This window comes from Faecalibacterium sp. AF27-11BH (assembly GCF_003603005.1).
Taxonomy (GTDB): Bacteria; Bacillota; Clostridia; order Oscillospirales; family Ruminococcaceae; genus Faecalibacterium; species Faecalibacterium taiwanense.
Genome location: NZ_QVGS01000001.1, coordinates 224145 through 242992 on the forward strand (window position 1 = coordinate 224145; position 18848 = coordinate 242992).

13 protein-coding genes are annotated in these 18848 nt (G+C 53.8%); 10 read left to right on the forward strand and 3 right to left on the reverse strand.

Features of this window, described 5'->3' with window-relative positions; all coding sequences use genetic code 11:
- Window positions 1–7: 7 nt before the first annotated feature.
- Window positions 8–1537 (reverse strand): glycoside hydrolase family 28 protein, encoded by a 1530-nt coding sequence (locus DWY76_RS01090; protein WP_120079386.1) that lies wholly within the window; start codon window positions 1535–1537, stop codon window positions 8–10.
- A gap of 180 nt (window positions 1538–1717) precedes the next feature.
- On the opposite strand from DWY76_RS01090, the gene DWY76_RS01095 reads away from it, so the two are divergent.
- Together DWY76_RS01095 and DWY76_RS01100 are read left to right on the forward strand one after the other, a co-directional pair.
- Complete coding sequence (locus DWY76_RS01095; protein WP_120079388.1) at window positions 1718–3232, forward strand: response regulator; 1515 nt, start codon at window positions 1718–1720, stop codon at window positions 3230–3232.
- 6 nt (window positions 3233–3238) lie between these two features.
- Window positions 3239–5014: a histidine kinase gene (locus tag DWY76_RS01100; protein ID WP_120079390.1), complete on the forward strand. Its 1776-nt coding sequence runs from the start codon at window positions 3239–3241 to the stop codon at window positions 5012–5014.
- A gap of 90 nt (window positions 5015–5104) precedes the next feature.
- Here DWY76_RS01100 and DWY76_RS01105 read toward each other — a convergent pair whose 3' ends face one another.
- The gene (locus DWY76_RS01105; RefSeq protein ID WP_120079650.1) at window positions 5105–6220 is read right to left on the reverse strand and encodes a glycoside hydrolase family 88 protein; all 1116 of its coding nucleotides are present in this window, start codon (window positions 6218–6220) and stop codon (window positions 5105–5107) included.
- Window positions 6221–6506: 286 nt separating this feature from the next.
- Between DWY76_RS01105 and DWY76_RS01110 the strand changes: the two genes are divergently transcribed.
- From DWY76_RS01110 to DWY76_RS01140, 7 genes are all read left to right on the forward strand, one after another.
- Window positions 6507–7460 carry an ABC transporter permease subunit gene (locus DWY76_RS01110; RefSeq protein WP_120079392.1) on the forward strand — a complete coding sequence of 318 codons (954 nt, stop codon included), beginning with the start codon at window positions 6507–6509 and terminating at the stop codon, window positions 7458–7460.
- 21 nt (window positions 7461–7481) lie between these two features.
- A complete protein-coding gene (locus tag DWY76_RS01115) occupies window positions 7482–8399 on the forward strand; it encodes a carbohydrate ABC transporter permease (protein ID WP_120079394.1) in 918 nt (305 codons plus the stop codon).
- Window positions 8400–8462: 63 nt separating this feature from the next.
- The gene (locus tag DWY76_RS01120) at window positions 8463–10184 is read left to right on the forward strand and encodes a substrate-binding domain-containing protein (protein WP_120079652.1); all 1722 of its coding nucleotides are present in this window, start codon (window positions 8463–8465) and stop codon (window positions 10182–10184) included.
- Window positions 10185–10310: 126 nt separating this feature from the next.
- On the forward strand, window positions 10311–11681 hold the full coding sequence (locus tag DWY76_RS01125; RefSeq protein WP_120079396.1) for an MATE family efflux transporter: 1371 nt from the start codon (window positions 10311–10313) through the stop codon (window positions 11679–11681).
- A 9-nt stretch (window positions 11682–11690) separates the two neighbouring features.
- On the forward strand, window positions 11691–13772 hold the full coding sequence (locus DWY76_RS01130; protein ID WP_120079398.1) for a hypothetical protein: 2082 nt from the start codon (window positions 11691–11693) through the stop codon (window positions 13770–13772).
- 66 nt (window positions 13773–13838) lie between these two features.
- On the forward strand, window positions 13839–15158 hold the full coding sequence (locus DWY76_RS01135; RefSeq protein ID WP_120079400.1) for a glycosyl hydrolase family 28 protein: 1320 nt from the start codon (window positions 13839–13841) through the stop codon (window positions 15156–15158).
- A 23-nt stretch (window positions 15159–15181) separates the two neighbouring features.
- Window positions 15182–16582 (forward strand): rhamnogalacturonan acetylesterase, encoded by a 1401-nt coding sequence (locus DWY76_RS01140; RefSeq protein ID WP_165852541.1) that lies wholly within the window; start codon window positions 15182–15184, stop codon window positions 16580–16582.
- On the opposite strand, the gene DWY76_RS01145 is transcribed toward DWY76_RS01140, so the two are convergent.
- The gene (locus tag DWY76_RS01145; protein WP_120079404.1) at window positions 16579–17460 is read right to left on the reverse strand and encodes an AraC family transcriptional regulator; all 882 of its coding nucleotides are present in this window, start codon (window positions 17458–17460) and stop codon (window positions 16579–16581) included. The genes DWY76_RS01140 and DWY76_RS01145 overlap by 4 nt on opposite strands.
- 203 nt (window positions 17461–17663) lie before the next feature.
- On the opposite strand from DWY76_RS01145, the gene fucO reads away from it, so the two are divergent.
- The gene (gene fucO, locus DWY76_RS01150) at window positions 17664–18812 is read left to right on the forward strand and encodes a lactaldehyde reductase (protein WP_120079406.1); all 1149 of its coding nucleotides are present in this window, start codon (window positions 17664–17666) and stop codon (window positions 18810–18812) included.
- Window positions 18813–18848 lie beyond the last annotated feature (36 nt).

The following is an 18848-nucleotide window of genomic DNA, read 5'->3' on the forward strand; positions in this document are numbered from 1 at the left end:
CTTTCTTTTATTCCGGCTGTGTGCCGGCCTGCACGGTGATATTTTCAAGGCTGACGTTCTGGCAATTCTGCATCTGGATGCTCTGGGCAGGGCCGTTGTTGTCCTCCAACACCACATCCTTGAACCGGACGTTCTTCACTTCGTACCCCGGCACATCAAAGCCGCACAGCTCAATGGCCGGGCAGGAATGCCACAGATGGTCGTGGTCGATGTACCGGCCCAGCAGGGTGACCCGCTCATAACGGAAATTTTCCAAAATGGGCGGCACAGCGGAGCCGATGCCGTCATCGTTGTAGCCCACCGAATGCACCATCACATGAGAAAGGGTGCAGTCCCGCACCTCCACATCCCGGACATAGCCGCCACGCTTTTTCGTGGCCTTGATCTCCAGCCCGGAGGTGGATACAGACATGTTGCAGTCCCAGATCTTCACATCCTCCACGCCGCCGCTCATCTCGCTGCCGATGCAGATGCCGTGGCCGAAGCCGCTGTGGCAGTCGAACACCCGGATGTGCTTGGTCGGGCGGTTGATGACATTGCCCTCCGGATTTTTGCCAGATTTGATAGCCACCGCATCGTCGCCGGTGCAGAACTCACAGGCAAAAAGCGTGCAGTTCGTGGAGGAATCTGGGTCCCAGCCATCGCCGTTCCACACACCATCCGATTTGATGGTACAGTGGTCGGTCACGATCTGGTCGGAGTAGATCATGTGCAGGTTCCAGCTGGCACCGTTGGCAAAGGTTAGCCCTTGCATCCAGATGTTCCGGCAGTTGCTCATATTGACGAGGCGAGGGCGGACGCGCCCCGGAATGGTATCGGCGTTTTCGCAGGTGGATACGAGGTCTGCGTTCTGGGCGAGATACTCTTTCAGCCGCTCGCGCTCACTTTCAATGATGCGGCTGGCCAGCAGCTTGCCGCCGGATGCAATGGTGCCTTTGCCGCGCAGGATGACGTTTTCACAGTTCGGCCCGGCGGCGTGGTCCAGCGTGCCAAGGTTCAGCAGACTGCTGTAACATTCCATCTCGGTGCCCTCAAAGCGGCTGGGAATGCGCGGCAGATAGTCCTCCGGGTCGGCAGTGCCCTGCAAGACAGCCCCTTCTTCTAGATACAATTCCATGTTGCTGTGCAGCCGCAAGGCACCGGTCAAGTATATACCTGCCGGAAAGAAAACGCACTCATTTTCCGTGCAGTCGTCAATGGCTTTCTGCAATGCAGCGGTGTTCATGGTTTTACCGTCACCCACTGCATTGTAAGGCGCAGCGGCCACATCCAGCCAATGTTTCGTGGGCGTAGTGCGGACGGTCAGTTCACCGATTCCGCCGCCCCGCCACTGGACGAACAGGGTGTACTCCGTTTCCGGGAGGAGATGCTCCAGCGTAAAATGGGTCTTGGTGGTTGTGTCGGCTACGGTGTCATTCCGCAGAATGGTATAGGTTTCCACTGCACCAGCGGCAGCGGGCTTGTCCCAGAACAGGGTGATAGCGGTATCGGTATAGCAGGCGGTCAGACCGTTCTGCGAAAAATAGTGTTCCAACATAAAAACTCCTTCAATTCCAGTACTTCTAAATATATTCTATCGTTGATTTCGTGGGAAGTACATATAAAATATTTCAGAACATATCAAGAACTGTAGAATACAACAGATGAAACCCTTGACGGAATCTGTTCAATTTTGGTATCCTCAAAACAGGTAAATGGAAAATAGGAGGATATTGTCATGTACACTGTGTTACTTGTAGATGACGAGGAGAAAATTCTGGAAGTGATGAAGGTTCGGATCGGTTGGCAGGAACTTGGTGTGGACAAGCTCCTGACTGCATCGGACGGACAGGCGGCATTGGAGTATTTTGAGCAGCAGCGCATTGACCTGCTGGTAACAGATATTCGGATGCCCCGCATGGATGGTCTGGAACTGATCGAAAAGGTGCGCAGTCTGTACCCGGATACGCACTGTATCCTGCTGACTGCGTACGGCGAGTTTGAGTACGCCCACCGTGCCATCCAGCTTGGCGTTGAGAACTATCTGCTCAAGCCGGTCGCCGATGTGGAGATGGAGCAGACTATCCAGAAAGCATTGGACAATATCTACAACCGCCGCAAAAACAGCCGGGATCTTCTGCGGGAAAACACGCTGAACCGGTGGGTATCGGGCTCCATCGGCAGCGAAGAATTGGGCGAGCGCGCCGCCGTGCTGGGCATCAATCTGTATCAGCCGGAGTATTGCGTAGTGTGTGCTGTGCGGCGCGGAAAATCTTCCCTTGCGGCGTTCCGGGCGGCCTGTCGGGAACAGTTGTCTGCCAGCTATGAAGTAAACGGCTTTTGGGACGAAAAAGGCCGCTGGGTCATGATTCTCGGCGGGCGCGATCTTTCCAGAGAGAATATTTCGGATGAAATTTCTCATGCGGCGCAGGAAAGCAATGCAGTGGATGCAGTTCGTGTTGCCATTGGCACATCTGTCAAGGAAACCGATCTGCTCCACATGAGCTACCTGAACGCCTGCGACACCATCGACATGAATGATCTTTCGGACAGCCCGGTGCTGCTGAAAGAGGAAACCGACACGCTCGGCATTGATGCCGACCTGTTGGCGGAGGAAGTGCGCATCCTGTATTATCTGCCGGACCAGAACATCCGGGACACCGGTTATCGCCACCTTGCCACCAAGCTGTACCAGCAGGATGGAAAAGATGCCCCATTGAAATCGCTGTCAAGGCTGCACAAAGGCTGTCTGCGCGTTCTGATGAGTGAGTTCCCGGCACAGGAAAATCTACGAGAAGTTCTCCGCGTTCCCACATGGACACCGGAAAAACAGCACTCGGAGAGCGACTTTGCCCGTGCGGTGGAAGATATGCTCGTGACCGGGCGGCAGGCATTTATGAAATGCCTTGCCGAACTCAGCCCCATCGTTCAGGTCGCTTTGCACTATATACATGACAGCGTGATGGAGGGCGCGGGCATTTCCATCAAGGACTTTTGTGCGAAGAACGGCATGAACCCTGCCTATCTCGGCCATTTGTTCAAAAAGGAAACGGGAACATTTTTCAATGATTATTTGATGCAGTGCCGTATCAACCAGTCCATCATCCTGCTGCGCAACCCCAACCGAAAAATCAAGGACATTGCGGAAGAAGTCGGCTTTGCTTCGGCAAGCTACTATGTGAAGTGCTTCCGTGAAAACAAGGGAATATCACCGTCCCGCTATCGGATGGGGCTGCACATGAACGAGGGGTAAGGCCGGATGGATAAGACAACGAAGCCGATCCGTCGGCGTTGGAATATCTTTTTGCTGATTGGAGCATTCTATTGGATCATTCTGATATTGACAAGCCTTTTTGTCTGCGCTCTTTCTTATGAGCAGAAGAAGTCTGAGATTCTGGCAGATGTCAACATCCGGCTTACGCAGGTCGGCAATGCGTACCAGAACCTGACGGAGCAGTTCTGGGAGTCGTATCTTCCGATTTTTGAAAACAGGACAACCTCCTATCTCTTGCTACGTGATTATTTTGCTGTCCCGGATGATGATGGACTGACTCCGGTGGAACTGCATGACATCTCCAATGTGCTGGCACAGATTGTCGTGCGTGATGACCGCATCCAATGGATCGCGGCCTATTCATCGGTGCGAAAGGTCAATTACATCTATTATGCCGCCTCCCAAACCGGAACCGGGGTCGGGATCATGGAGGCCCTGCCTGATGATTTTCCATACATGGAACAGATGCAGCAGAAAAACAACCTGATGGAGATCTACGGAGAAATTGAAAGTGAACGCTCACAGCTCCGAAATACGATTGCGGTCGCGGGCGGCACTCCTGCTCTCACAAAGGGTGTTCTGTTGTTTGGCTATGGAATCAGCCAGATCCAGCAGTTTGCGGAAGAAAACCTGCCTCTGGAAAGTCTGCAATTTGAGATCATCAGCAACGAAGGGCGGCTTTTGTACCATTCGGGCGAGGAACACATCGAACTTCCAGAGGAAATATTTCAGGCCGGCAGCGGCGTATTCCAGACAGATACCGGAAAATGGTATGCCATGGTCGATCCATTCACCACACGTGGCGGCACGGTTTACTACACGATCGACTGGAAAGAACTGTTTTTGAAATCGAACGCCAGCACGCCGCAACTTCTGACGGCGATTTTGCAGCTCTCTGCGCTGAGTATCCTTGTGCTTTGTCTGGTCATGCGAACGATTCAACGTGAGGCGCGCCGCATCCGGGATGGACTGGATGCGCTGGGCCAGAACCAGCTGGATTACCGCATCGGAGGAAACTTTTATCAGGCTGCATTTGCCGACATTGCCCATTCCATCAATAAAATGGCCGAAAGCCTGAAAGAGAACATCGACAAGGCATATTACTACCAGCTGAAACACAAAGAAGCGGAGATGCAGGAGCTTCAGGCGAAATTCAATCCGCACTTTCTCTACAATTCGCTGGATGTGTTCCGTGCCCGCTGCTACGAAAACGGGGATGATGAAACGGCAGAACTGATCGCGCAGACCGCATCCGTTTTCCGCGGCTTCATCGGTGCGCAGACCTTTATTCCATTGCAGCAGGAATTGGCGTTCAGTCAGCGGTATCTTGCAATCTACCGTGCCCGCCACAATGATGCCATGCAGATTTTATATGACATTGATAAGGAAGTCCTGCAATACGGTATCATCCGCAATGTGTTGCAGCCGTTGATCGAAAACTACTTTGCTCATGGCTTTGACCCCTCCCGGCAGGACAATATCCTGCAATTCCGTGGTTATATCCGGGATGAGGATACTTACGTTCTGACAGTAGAGGACAACGGCTTTGGCATGGAAGAAGATGCTTTGCAGGCATTGAATGCCCATTTGCAGGAGCCGATCGCCACCGAGCAGGAAAGCTATGGTCTGAAAAATCTGCACCAGCGGATACAACTATACTATGGCCCCAAGTGCGGTCTGGTGATACGGAAGAACCCGACCGGCGGTCTGATCGCTGAACTATGCGTTCTGCGAAAGAAACCCGAAGAAAATGCCGAATAAACCAAAATGGAGCTGTACGGATGAACAAAACCGTACAGCTCCATTTTGTTCGTTAGGAGAAGAATAAGATAAGCAGGCTTGTGGGTGCTTTTAAGATGCAAGTACCGAGTGCAGTTCAGTACACATCAGCAGGAACGCTCCAACACCGTGCAGATCGTTGGTGGAGCAGGGGCGGCCGCAGTAGAAGTCATAACTGCCAACGCCCGTTCCGACACAAACCTTGCCGATCAGCAAATCATTGCCTTCCCAGTTCAGGGAGCGGATCACGCCTTCGTAGCCCTTTTTAGCTGCGTCCAATGCGCTCTCGGGAAGGATCTTCTGCCGCACTGCTTTGCTGAGTGCAGCGACAAACAGACAGGTGCAGGAATTTTCCGGCCAGTTGCCCGGCTGGTCTGCCTTGTCGATCACCTGATACCACCGACCATCTGCGGATTGGTATTTCAGCAGGGAAGTCAGCAGGTCTTTGACCAGAGCACGGAGTTTGTCATAATGTGCGTCCTCCGGCTTCATCTGATCCAGAACATCCATCACGGCCACCGGCACCCAGCCAAGGCTGCGGCCCCAGTATTCCGGTGCAAGACCCGTTTCGGGGTCACACCAGTCCGCCGTTTTAGTCTCGTCCCATGCGTGACGCCACAGTCCGGTTTCCGGAACGCGGGTGTGGTCGCGCATCAGGAAGATCTCTTTTACCATAAAATCCAGCCACTCCGGGTGGTTGAACTTCCGGGCGTACTCAGCGGCAAAAGGCCCTGCCATGTACAGGCCGTCCAGCCACATCTGGCCGGTCAGGCTGACTTTATGGTACAGGCCGCCGCACTTGCACAGCGGGACATCCGGCAACTGTTTGGCAACAAACTCGATGCACTTGCGGTATTTTTCATCGCCGGTCTTTTCCAGCAGGGGGAACAGCAGGATGCCGGGCTGAATGTCGTCCAGATCGCCGTGCTTGTAGTCGTTTTTGATGCGGCCATCCTCGGTGAATACGGAATCGATCCAGTCTTTCATATAAGAGAAATAGGCTTCGTTGCCGCAGAGCTGGTAAGTTTTGTATACGCCGGAGAGGAACACACCCTGATGGTAGTGGAAATGTCCTTTCGGCGGAAGATCGGCGGCAGCGTAACGGCGTATCATGGTGTCGCAGGCGCTCTGCGCGTAGGCGAGCGGAGTGCTGGGACGCACCGCAGGATCTGTGGATTTTGTCAGCATGATAGGTTCTTCCTCCTGAATCTGAAAGCGCCCCTTTGCAGAGCGGCTTTGCATCTTTTTCTTCATTGTAACGGGCAGTTTGAAAAATGTAAATTGTAAAAATTATGGCTTGTATCATAATTTTCTGTTGTTGAAAAATGGTATTTTTTGCATGTTTGCACAAACCGTTATTTTTTACACAAGCTGAAATTTTTGTTATATACAACGGCGGAAAGCTCGATTATACTCGAAACACAACAAATCGTTCACACACGATTCACAAATCTGAAAAGGAGTTGACGCCTCAATGTCGTCCAGCAAAGCCGCTGCAGGCAAACTGCTGGAAACGGCCGGTTCGCGCCAGAAGCGCATCGAAAGTTTCAAGTTGTTCCTGCTCATCCTCCCGTGTCTCGCACTCGTGTTCGTATTCCACTATATGCCCCTGTGGGGCTGGGTCTACGCATTCTTTCAGTACAAGCCTGGCATGTCGCTGGCAAACTGCAAGTTTGTAGGCTTCCAGAATTTCACCAACCTGTTTGGCAACCCCATCATGCGCGAGAATCTGTTCCGGGTGCTGCGCAACACGCTAGGCATCCAGTGCATCAACTACCTGCTCATGCCGCTGCCTATGCTGTTTGCCATCTTCCTGAGCGAGATCAAGAGCACCCGCTTCCAGAAATGTGTGCAGACCCTTACCACGCTGCCGCACTTCATCAGCTGGGTCATCATGTTCTCCCTGATGTCCAGCCTGTTTGGCTCCTCTGGTCTGGTTAACTCCCTGATGAGCAAGTTCGGCGCAGAAATGACCGTGAACATCCTTACCACCGATAAGCACGTCTGGCTCATTCAGGCACTGCTTTACACATGGAAAAACCTCGGCTGGAATGCTATCATTTACTTTGCAGCCATCACCGGTCTGGATCAGGAAGTGAACGAGGCCGCCATGATCGACGGCGCAAGCCGCTGGCAGCGCATCCTGCACATCACGATCCCTCTGCTGATGCCCACCTTCTTCGTGCTGCTGATCATGAGCATCGGCAACTTCCTGAACTCCGGCATCGACCAGTACCTGGCCTTCTGCAACGCACTGAACAAGGAACATATTGAAGTTCTGGACCTGTACGTTTACAATCTGGGTATCGGCAGCGGTCAGATCTCCTTCTCGGTCGCCGTGGGCGTGATGAAATCGGTTATTGCACTGATCCTGTTCACCTTTGCCAACACTGCCTCGAAGAAGATCCGCGGCACCAGCGTGTTCTGATCGAAAGGAGAATTGATTGCTATGACAGCCACCCGGCAAAAAATCAAGCAGCCCCCCAAACGCCGCATCAAGATGAGCACCGAAGATAAAATTTACAACATCATCGGCCTCATTGTGTTCACTATCATCACATTGATCTGCGTGTATCCGTTCTATTATCTGATGATCTGCACGATCAGCGAGCAGAAGGCCGTAGACCTGAACCAGATCATCCTGCTGCCCAGAGGCATCAACTTTGACAACTACATTGAAATCTTCAAAATCCAGAATCTGGGCAATGCAGCCTTTATCTCGGTCGCTCGCACGGTGCTGACCACCGCCATCAGTCTGGTGCTTACCAGCTACATGGCGTACTTCTTCACCAAGGAGAACATGTGGAAACGCAAGTTCTGGTACCGTTTTACGGTCGTTACGATGTATTTCTCCGCCGGTATGATCCCGGTCTACCTGAACAACCGTATGCTGGGCCTTGTCAACAGCTTCTGGGTCTACGTCATTCCGTCCTGCCTGTCCGTGTACAACATGGTTCTGGTCAAGACCAACATCGAAGCCATGAGCCCGGAGCTGGAAGAATCTGCGTATCTGGATGGTGCCGGTTACATGACCCGTTTCTTCAAGATCGTGATGCCGCTTCAGACTCCTATCCTTGCAACAATCTCTCTGTTCACCGCCGTGAACCAGTGGAACGACTTCTTCACCACCAAGCTGTATATCACCAATACCAAGCTTTACACGCTGCAGTATCTGCTGTATGAGCTGCTGCAGCAGGTCACCGCTGCGGCGGAGCAGATCTCCGGCGAGAACCCCTTTGCGACCATTACCCCCACCGGCATCCGTCTGACCCTGACCGCTGTGGTCGTCATCCCCATCCTGTGCGTCTACCCCTTTGTGCAGAAGTTCTACGTCAAGGGCCTGATGGTCGGTGCCGTCAAGGGCTAAAGCAGTTCCAGATGAATTGAAAAAACAATTTCTTATAAAAATACAAGAAAAGGAGAACCTCTTATGAAAAAGATTTCGCGTCGTAATTTCCTCAAAACCTGCGCCATTGCGGGTTCGGCAGCTGCCCTGACCGCCTGCGGCGGCTCTTCCAGCACGACTTCTGGCAGCGCAGGAAATACCTCCGGTTCCGCTTCCAGCGGCCCGCAGACCATTACTTTCTATCCCCGTGATGCAAACGTATCCAGCGGTCTGGTTGGCGGCTTCAAGGGCGAGTATTTCGCTTCCCGTGGCTTCAATCTGGACATCTGGGCTTACTCGGATGAAAAGACCAACGCCATCCTTGCCAGCGGCGACCTGCCGGATGTGATGTTCATCCCCGAACAGAGTCTGGACATCATGGTGCAGGGCGGTATGCTGCTGAATCTGGACGATTATCTGGATCAGATGCCCCATGTCAACAGCTCTGAGAAGATCGAGAAGTCCCTGAACTTTGCCCGCAAGTTCAAGAGCGCCGGCACCGGCGGCCTGTACGGCATCCCCTGCGAGTGCGGCGACACCTACGTCAAGTACAGCTGGATTAACTCTACTGAGCGCAACGCCCTGCGCCTGCGCTGGGACACCTATGAAGAGATCGGTGCACCGGAGATCAAGGACTTTGACGACCTGATCGACGTTATGGAGCAGATGCAGAAAGCTCGACCCACCGCAGAGGACGGCACTCCCTGCTTCGGCACCATCCTGAACAACGGTTCTGACTCCAGCTTCTGGGCCTGCATGGTCCTGTGGTACCGCTGGCAGGGCTACTTCGAGCATCAGCTGCCCTACCTGCTGGAAGCCGATATGTATAACGGCGAGTACCACTCCATTCTGGATAAGGATAGCTTGTATTACAAGGGCCTGAAATGGTATAACAAGGTCTACCGCCGCGGCCTGATGGACCCGGACAGCATCAACAATGACCGTCCCACCCAGAAGGTCAAGGTGGACGGCGGCTACGCCCAGATCCCCTCCGGCTACCTGCCGGGCTGGGCACCCACCTATCTGGAATATCACATCCCCGGCACAAAGGTCTTCTATGCACCGGTCACCACCTACGGCGACAGCCGCTACCTGATCGGCATCAACGCAAACACCAAGAATGTGGAAGCGTGCCTTGCTTATCTGGATATGCTGGCAGATCCCGAAGCATACCTGAACATCATTCAGGGTCCGGACGGAGAGTTCTGGTACAGCGATGATCAGGGTAACGCTTACCTGACCGAGGCCGGTACCAAGTGGTTTGAGGACGGCCACAACGATTCCTCTGGATTCACCCTGTCCAACGGCGAGACTCTGGAAATGTGGAACTCTCCGTTCCTGGCCCGCAACGGAACCCTGACCCGTTTCGGCGACGGCAAGGGCGGCTACCGCACCGCTTCCATTCTGGGCTGGACCGAGTTCAGCGAGATCGGCACTTCTTCCAAGGTGTTCGACCAGTGGCGTGCAACCACCGGCCACGAGAACTGGAAGGAATGGCTGGGCGATGATTACTCTGGCGAAAGCCCCCTGCAGGATGTGTTCAGCTTTACCAGCCTGCCGGACGACAATATGCAGCTGATGATCGATGCAATCAAGGACAAGGTCACCACTGCAAGCTGGAAGATGGTCTACTCATCTTCCGACAGCGAGTTCGATACACTGTGGGATCAGATGGTTGCTGACTGCAACGGTCTGGATGCCAACAGTATCATGGAATGGCGTCTGGCTGACCTCGAAAATGCAAAGCAGATCCGCGATTCTCTGTAAAAATCATAGCGGACGCAAACTCCGGTCTGCATGATCCCCCGCCGACGGAGTTGAGAGCTGATAACACAGAAGCCGTGTTCCGCAGTCTTTTGCGGGACACGGCTTCTTCTTTTACAAAGCAAATTTATGATACAGAATAAAGCATCTGCGCGTCAGACTGATATGACGCATGGCTCGATCCTTGGCTGCACCCTGCGTTTTGCGCTGCCGATTTGCGCCGGCAGCATTCTCCAGCAGATGTACAGCACGGTGGATACGCTGGTCATCGGCAATTACTGTGATTCGGCGGCGCTGGCGGCAGTTTCCACCAGCTCACAGCCGCTGGAAATTCTTTTGTGTATCTTTCTTGGCATTGGCTCCGGCATTTCCATCCTTGTTTCGCAGGCCTGCGGAGCATCCGATCAGGCCACACTGAAAAAACTGCTCAGGGCAGCAGTATTCTTTCTCTATGCGGCGGCAGTTCCGCTTACGGCTCTGGGGCTTGTATTGGGGCCGCTTCTCCTGAAGCTGATGCAGGTTCCGCCGGATGCTCTGCCCTACGCAGTGCAGTATCTGCGGATCATTACGGTCGGCATTCTTGGCAATATGGGCTACAATTTCAATGCGGGGATCCTGCGGGGGCTGGGCAACAGCAGTTCCTCGCTGATGCTCCTGCTGGTATCCTGTGTGGTCAACATTGTGCTGGATCTGTTTTTTGTGGCAAAGCTGGGGATGGGCGTCTATGGCGTGGCATGGGCGACTGTGGCTGCGCAGGTGCTTTCGTGGCTGTGCAGCATCTGGTACATCCGCCGCTATGCCCCGGAACTGGAATTTCCACTTCTGCCCCGTCAGTTTGATAAAACGACCCTGCGGAAAATGATAAAGATCGGCCTGCCGCTCGGAATGAACACGGCGCTCTATTCCACCGGGCACCTGATTTTGCAGGTTTTGTTTAACCTTCAGGGTTCCACCTTTGTTGCCGGGTGTTCGGTGGCCGGAAAGATCACCAGCATTGCAAACATTGCAATTACTTCGCTTTCCTCAACCATGACGGTGTTCTCCGGTCAAAACCTTGGCGCAGAAAATCATCGCCGTCTGTGCCGTGGTGCATGGCTGATTCCGTTGTGTGCCGGAACGATCACGTTCTCTGCCGGAATCCTCGTTACGATTTTCTGCAACCCGCTTCTTGCACTCTTTACCCGGGATGCCGCCGTTCTTGACTTTGCAATGCGCTATATTCATATCGTGCTTCCATTTACATGGATGTATGCGGTGATGAACGTCATCATGTGCTTTTCCAACGGCATTGGCGAGATCAAGTATCCGACCACCGTAAATCTTTTCATTCTGTGGGGTGTGCGGATACCGGTCGCATACCTGCTTTCACAGATCGGCTATGGCGGCTATGCAATGGCCAGCGTGCCGCTGAGCTTTCTTTCAGGGATGATCCTGATGCTGTTCTATTTTCGTACAAAACGATGGGCCGAACTTCGTGCCCTTGCAAAAAATGAACCATAGGAGGTTCGTATGGAGTTACTGACACTGCTTTCCAAGCCCTCGCGGGAGTTTACCCCCATTCCGTTCTGGTTTTTGAACGGCAATCTGACCCATGATGAGATTCGCCGCCAGCTGAACGATTTTAATGCGCACGGCGTTTCCGGCGTGGTGCTGCATCCACGCATCGGCCTTGCAAAACGCATCCGCTACCTTTCCAAAGAATACTTTTCCTACATCCGCACGGCGGTCAAGGAAGCCGCTGCGCTGAACATGACCGTGGTTCTGTACGATGAGGGAATGTACCCCTCCGGTTCTGCAAACGGCATGGTCACGGCCGGCCGTCCCGATTTAGTCAGTCAGGGCATCACACTGGTGAGCAAGAGCCAGCCGGGAGATGAAGTCCTCGCGGAGACTCCGAAGGGAGTTTTGGTGGTACGCAGGAGCGGCGGCACCATCCGCGGCATCCACTGGGGCGAAGATGACGGCGAGCCGAACGCCCCGGAAAGTGCGGATATTCTGAACCCGGAGGTCGTGCAGCGATTCATCGGCCTGACCCACGATGCCTATTACCGCGAACTGAAAGAATACTTCGGCAATACCATCATTGGCTTCTTCACCGATGAACCCAGCATTCTGGGACGGAACGTGGAGAAGATGTTCCCTTGGACGAAGGGATTTGCCCAGCTGTTCACCGAAGCTGGCGGTAAGCTGGAAAATCTGACCGCACTGTTTGAGAAAACCGAAAATGCGGATACGCAGCTTTACAATCAGATGATCCTTGACCGGGAAGGCGGCGTTTACTATGCGGCACTTTCCGGCTGGTGCGAACAGCACAGCATCTGCCTGATGGGACACCCTCACCAGAGTGATGATATCGAGGTAGAGAAATATTTCGGCATCCCCGGTCAGGATTTGTGCCTGCGCTGGATTGCACCGGAAAAAGACTGCCTTGTGGGGTTGGATTCCACGCTTGGCAAGTGCAGCGCGGATGCTGCCCGCCTGATGCACCGCCGCCGCAACTCCAACGAGTGCTTTGGAGCCTGCAATAAGGATAATAATCCATGGCAGCTTTCCGGCGGGGACATCAAGTGGTACACGGACTGGCTGGCCGTACGCGGCGTCAACCTGTTCATTCCTCACGCGTTCTATTACAGCATTGTCGGCAAGCGAAAGGATGAACGTCCGCCAGATGTTGGCCCCAACAGCAACTGGTGGAAGCATTATAAGCTGTGGTCTACCTATATGCGGCGGCTGTCCTGCCTGATGACCGACACAACGGCCATCCTGCCAGTGGCAGTGCTGTGCCGCAATCGTGCGCTGGAACCGGAAGCCGTCCGCTCGCTCTATGAGCAGCAGGTCGGTTTTCAGTATTTGCCAGAAAGCGTCTGGAACGAATGCAACGTGCAGGATGGAAAGCTGCTCTGCCGTGGCATGGAGTTCTCGGCCGTCATCGACCCGGAACAGCGGTTCCCCAATGCACTCGCTCTCCCGAACGATCTTTCGCAGCTTGCGGACCTCCAGTGCAGCCCGGCAGTACCGAAGCTGCGCAGTGCGCATTTCCTGCGGGCAGGCAGCGAGTGCTGGTTCCTTGTGAACGAGGGCAACACCGACCTCCATACCATCATCACCTTGCCCACCACAAAAAAGGTGGGGCAGTATGACCTGTGGAGCGGAAAAGCAGCCCGTGCGCAGGCACAGAATTTTGAACTGAACCTGCCCAGCCGTAGCAGTCTGCTGCTGTTCACCTGTGAGGCGGCAGACTTTGCCGCGCTGCCGGAACAGCCGAAACCGCTGCAACTGCCGCTGCCGGAGTTCACGCTGAAAAAAGTCGATGGCATTCAGGTCAAAAAGACCTACAACGCTGAGATGGAATGCAGCTCAGAACAGGCAAACGCAGATTATCCGCTGCTGGAAATTGACGCCGAGGAAATGGCAGAACTTTGGGTCAATGGGAAGCTTGCCGGTGTTTCGTTCTGGAACAAGCATCGATTTGATTTGAAAGGACTGCTCCATCCGGGCTGCAATGCGTTCAAGCTGGTCGTGACCGGTAGTCTGGCGAACCGCTATGGCAAGCGCGCAGTTCCGTATGGTTTGCAGGAGGTTTCTGTATGAGTTTGAAAAATATTTATACCTGTTTCCCCGGCGGCACAACAACACGTTTGGAATGAGGAATTGGCCATGAAGCATAAACTTGAGTTTTTTCCGGATGGAACGCCCATTGATGATTGGTTCTATGATACAACAGCCCCGGAACTTTCCTCGCTGGGAAAGCCTTACCTGCTGACAGACTACGGCATCCTGCCGGATGGTCAGCTGCATACGAAAGAAATGCAGTCTGTGATCGATCTTGCCGCCAAAGAGGGCGGCGGCGTGCTGGTCGTCCCGGCTGGCATCTACCACACGGGTGCGCTGCACTTCAAACAGGGCGTGAATCTGTATGTGGCACAGGGCGGCACCTTGATGGGCAGTGATAACATTGCAGATTATGACCTCTGCGAAACACGCATGGAAGGGCAGAACTGCATCTACTTCTCGGCCCTCATCAATGCCGACGGCGTGGATGGCTTTACCATCAGCGGCCCCGGCACAATCGACGGCAACGGTATGCGCTCTTGGCGGGCGTTCTGGCTGCGCCGCAAGTGGAACCCCAAATGCACGAACAAGGATGAGCAGCGTCCGCGGCTGGTGTTCATCTCCAACAGCAAGAATGTGACGTTTGCCAACATCACCCTGCAAAATTCACACTTCTGGACAAGTCATCTGTACCGCTGCGACCATGTGAAATACCTGAACTGCCGCATTTTCTCTCCGGCCCATCCTGTTCCTGCTCCCAGTACCGATGCCATCGACATTGATGTCTGCACGAATGTGCTGGTCAAAAACTGCTATCTGGAAGTGAACGATGATTCCGTTGTGCTGAAAGGCGGTAAGGGCCCGTGGGCAGATACCGCACCTGAAAATGGTACCAACGAGCGGATTCTGGTGGAGGACTGCCACTACGGTTTCTGCCACGGCTGTCTGACCTGCGGCTCGGAGTCCATGCACGACCGCAATATCCTGATTCGCCGCCTGAAAGTAGACCATGCCTGCAATCTGCTCTGGCTGAAAATGCGTCCGGATACCCCGCAGCACTACGAGTATATCACGATGCAGCAGGTGGATGCGGTCGTGGACAGCTTTGTCAATATCAACCCATGGACACAGTTCTACGATTTGGAAGACCGCAAAGACATTCCGCTTTCTTATGCAGACCATATTACGGTGGAGGATTGCCGCTGTGACTGCCGCGAATATTTCAATGTAAAACCGGAACCGATACAGTATCGGCTGTCGGACTTCACGTTCCGGGATCTGAAAATTCGTACAGCAGAAAATTCCTTTGACCCTGCCGCAGTGGAAGGTATGATCTGCGAAAACTGTACTATTTCCGCTCTGGATACCGCACCGGATATCAATTACATTCTACCTGTATCACATACCATTGAGAAAGCACAATGAAATCAGAAACACTTACAATTTCTTTGGAAAAGAGCACACAGGATTCCATCCCGTTTTATAGCCCAAGCCAGCCTTTTGGCTTCGTGGACGAAGCTGCCCACAACGCACAGCCGAGTTTGAATATCTTTGAACTGAACAGTGGATTCAATGTACCTTATTGGTACGCATCGGAACCGATCACACAAATCCAGCAGGACGAGAACGGCTGCTTTCTGGATTCCGATGCACTGGTGCAGACTTTGTGGGAAAAGGATGGCGCAGTCCAACCGCCGCAGCGGTTCGTTCCGCTCTGCTTCAAAGCGGCTGTCCCTCACGCCGGAAATTATCGCGTGAAACTTACTCTGACCGCCCGTGCGGAGGAAGAACAGCTTCTGATTTTCCACGGGTGCCGGTGCCTTGCGTGGAAAGGCTCTGTGCGGCAGGGCGCAGTTTTGTCCATCTGTTTTTCTGTCAATGCTTCGCCCATCATTCCCAATGGAAAAACAGCGGCTTTTGAGAAAAATACGCTGGACATTGCAGTCGTTGGCCATTGCCCGGCACTGGACTTTGTTTCCATCACCCCCATCGAAGTCCCCACGATCTACCTTGCCGGAGATTCCACGATGGCGGACTACGGTGCAGAATACCCCTACCACCCGGCAGCGTGTTATGGAGGCTGGGGACAGGCTCTGGACTTGTATCTGGACGGCAGTGTTACGGTCTGCAACCACGCACACAACGGACGTTCTACCGAAACATTCCGTAACGAGGGGCATTTTGACCTTATTCAGAAGCAGCTGAGACCCGGCGATTTTGTGGTGATCCAGTTCGGACACAACGACCAGAAGCATCCGCATTTACAGGCATACAACGGCTACCCGGAAAATCTGCGCCGGTTCATTGCGGAAATTCGCGCAAAAAAAGCCCTGCCCATTCTTGCAACGCCGATCGCGCGCAATGTATGGACAGAGCAAAACGGAAAACTTACTTATAACGATCTCCTGCACGACCACGCACAGGCGTGTATCGCACTGGGCAAAGAGTTAAACGTGCCTGTGCTGGATCTGCATCAGGCAGCCATGGATGAGATCATCCGGCTGGGGCGGGATGCTTCCAAAATCTACTATCATCAGGGCGATTGGACGCACACCAACGATTATGGTGCTGTCCGTGCTGCCGGGTATGCAGCAGATGAACTACGTTCGCTGGGGGAGGCTTTCCCGGATTATCTGCCGTTGATTCAGACAGTGTCGGCATCCAGTGAGCCGTGGAAACCGGAAGCCGCGCTGCTGTTGGAAAAGCCTGCGCGTCTGGCCGGAGTAAAAGACCCCAACGGCACAGAAGAAGAAACCGCCGCACAAGACCATCAGGCCGAAAAAGACGGCGGCGATGCGCTGGCACGGCTGCTGGCAGCGGTACAGAGTGCCTGTGGGCAGAGCGTTTAATCCTGTTCTGGATTTCCGGCACTTTTCAGCGCGCTCTTGCGATATTGTAGGGGGCTTTGTCCGGTCGCCTTTACAAACCGGGTAGAAAAATTGCTGGCATCGCCAAAACCAACTTCTTGTGCGATCTCGCTGACGCTGTGGTCGGTGAGAACAAGCAACTCCTTTGCCTGTGTGATGCGGAAGTTGACGAGGTAGTTGTAAGGCGTTGTGCCCATATAACGCCGGAACAGCCGCAGAAAATAACTCTTGCTCATGTGGGCATCCGCCAGCAGGTCGGCAAGGGAAAGCTCCTTCTGGTAATTTTTACGCAGGGTTTCCACAGCATGCAAGATCACCTGCCGTGCGCTGGTGGCTTCGGCTTCGGCAAGAATGCTCTGTGCGCACAGGGCAAGCATTTCATGGAGAGCCAACCCGGTCTGCACCATGCTGTCCACGGTGCTGCGCTCCATCTGCGCTAAAATCGTTTCAAAAAATTCCTGCATCTTGACCCCGGTGATCTGCACCGGGGTCAGTTTTTTGCCCGGAAACAGCAGCGGCTCCATGGCGGCGACCCCTGCACCGTCCAGATGAACCCAATAATGGTGCCAGCAGCTTTGCCCCGGTGCGGTGCAGTAGCTCTGCGGGGTGCGGCAGTTGAGGAGCAATGCTTGCCCGGTGCTGAGCGTGACATGGATTCCATCCTGCTCGATCAGTCCTGCTCCGCGCAGGGTATAAAACAGAATGTAGCTTTCCTTATCGGTGCGGGCGGTGGAAAAATGCTGCTGAGCGTAGAACACACCTGCTTCGGTGCAGTAATAGGGTTGTGTCAGCTCGGCTTCGCTGGGTGTTGTGCGTTTCCATACGCTTTCCGGGGTCACATCCATGTTATAAGTCAGCATTTTCCGATTCCTCTCTTTCTGATTTTAGTATAGCGCACACGCCTTTTTAGAGCAAGAGTAGACTTTTCACAAAAAATAGGGGACTTTTTCGGATAGAATTTTATAAAAGCAATCAGTATACTAATGAAAGGAAAGTTTGTTATCTTTCTGCCAATCTGAGCGATTGCAGCAAAAGAGAAGTGTCAATTTGGAGGTTTTGTATTATGGCCGATCGTATTGTTCTGAATACCATCTCCTACCACGGTCACGGCGCTATCGAGAACATCGTTCCCGAGCTGACCGCCCGCGGCTACAAGAAGGCTTTCGTCTGCTCTGACCCCGACCTGATCAAGTTCGGTGTCACCAAGAAGGTCACCGACCTGCTGGATGCTGCCGGTTTTGCTTACAGCGTGTACAGCGAGATCAAGCCCAATCCCACCATCGCTAATGTGCAGGACGGCGTGGCTGCGTTCAAGGCCGCAGAAGCTGACTGCATCGTGACCATCGGCGGCGGCTCCTCCATGGATACCGCAAAGGCCATCGGCATTATCATCAATAACCCCGAATTCGCCGATGTCCGCTCTCTGGAGGGTGTGGCTCCCACCAAGAAGCACGCCGTGTTCACCATTGCCGTGCCCACCACTGCCGGCACCGCTGCTGAAGTTACCATCAACTACGTCATCACCGATGTGGAAAAGAAGCGCAAGTTCGTCTGCGTCGATACCAATGACATTCCGGAAATTGCAGTCGTTGACCCCGATATGATGGCTTCCATGCCCAAGGGCCTGACTGCTGCCACCGGCATGGACGCTCTGACCCACGCCATTGAGGGCTACATCACCAAGGGCCACTGCACCATTTCCGATATGTTCCATCTGGAAGCTATTAAGCTGATCAGCGAGAATCTGCGCGGTGCTGTCCAGAATACCCCGGAGGGCCGTGAGGGTATGGCTCTGGGCGAGTACATTGCCGGTATGGGCTTCTCCAACGTGGGTCTGGGCATTGTTCACTCCATGGCACACGGCCTGTCCGCTCTGTACGACACCCCGCACGGTGTGGCCTGCGCCATCCTACTGCCGGTTGGTCTGGAGTACAACAAGACCATCGCTGGCGAGCGTTACCGTGCTGTCGGCAAGGCCATGGGCGTGAAGAGCATCGACGAGATGAACGACGCACAGGCCGCTGATGCTACCATCGCCGCTGTCAAGCAGCTGTCTGCTGACGTTGGCATCCCCACCAATCTGAAGGGTATCCTGAAGGAAGAGGACATCCAGTTCCTCGCTGAATCTGCCTTTGCAGACGCTTGCCGCCCCGGTAATCCCCGCGACACCAGCGTGGAAGAGATCGTTGAGCTGTATAAGAGCCAGCTGTAAGCTTCTACATCACCGCTTTGCTTAAATTCCCCGTTT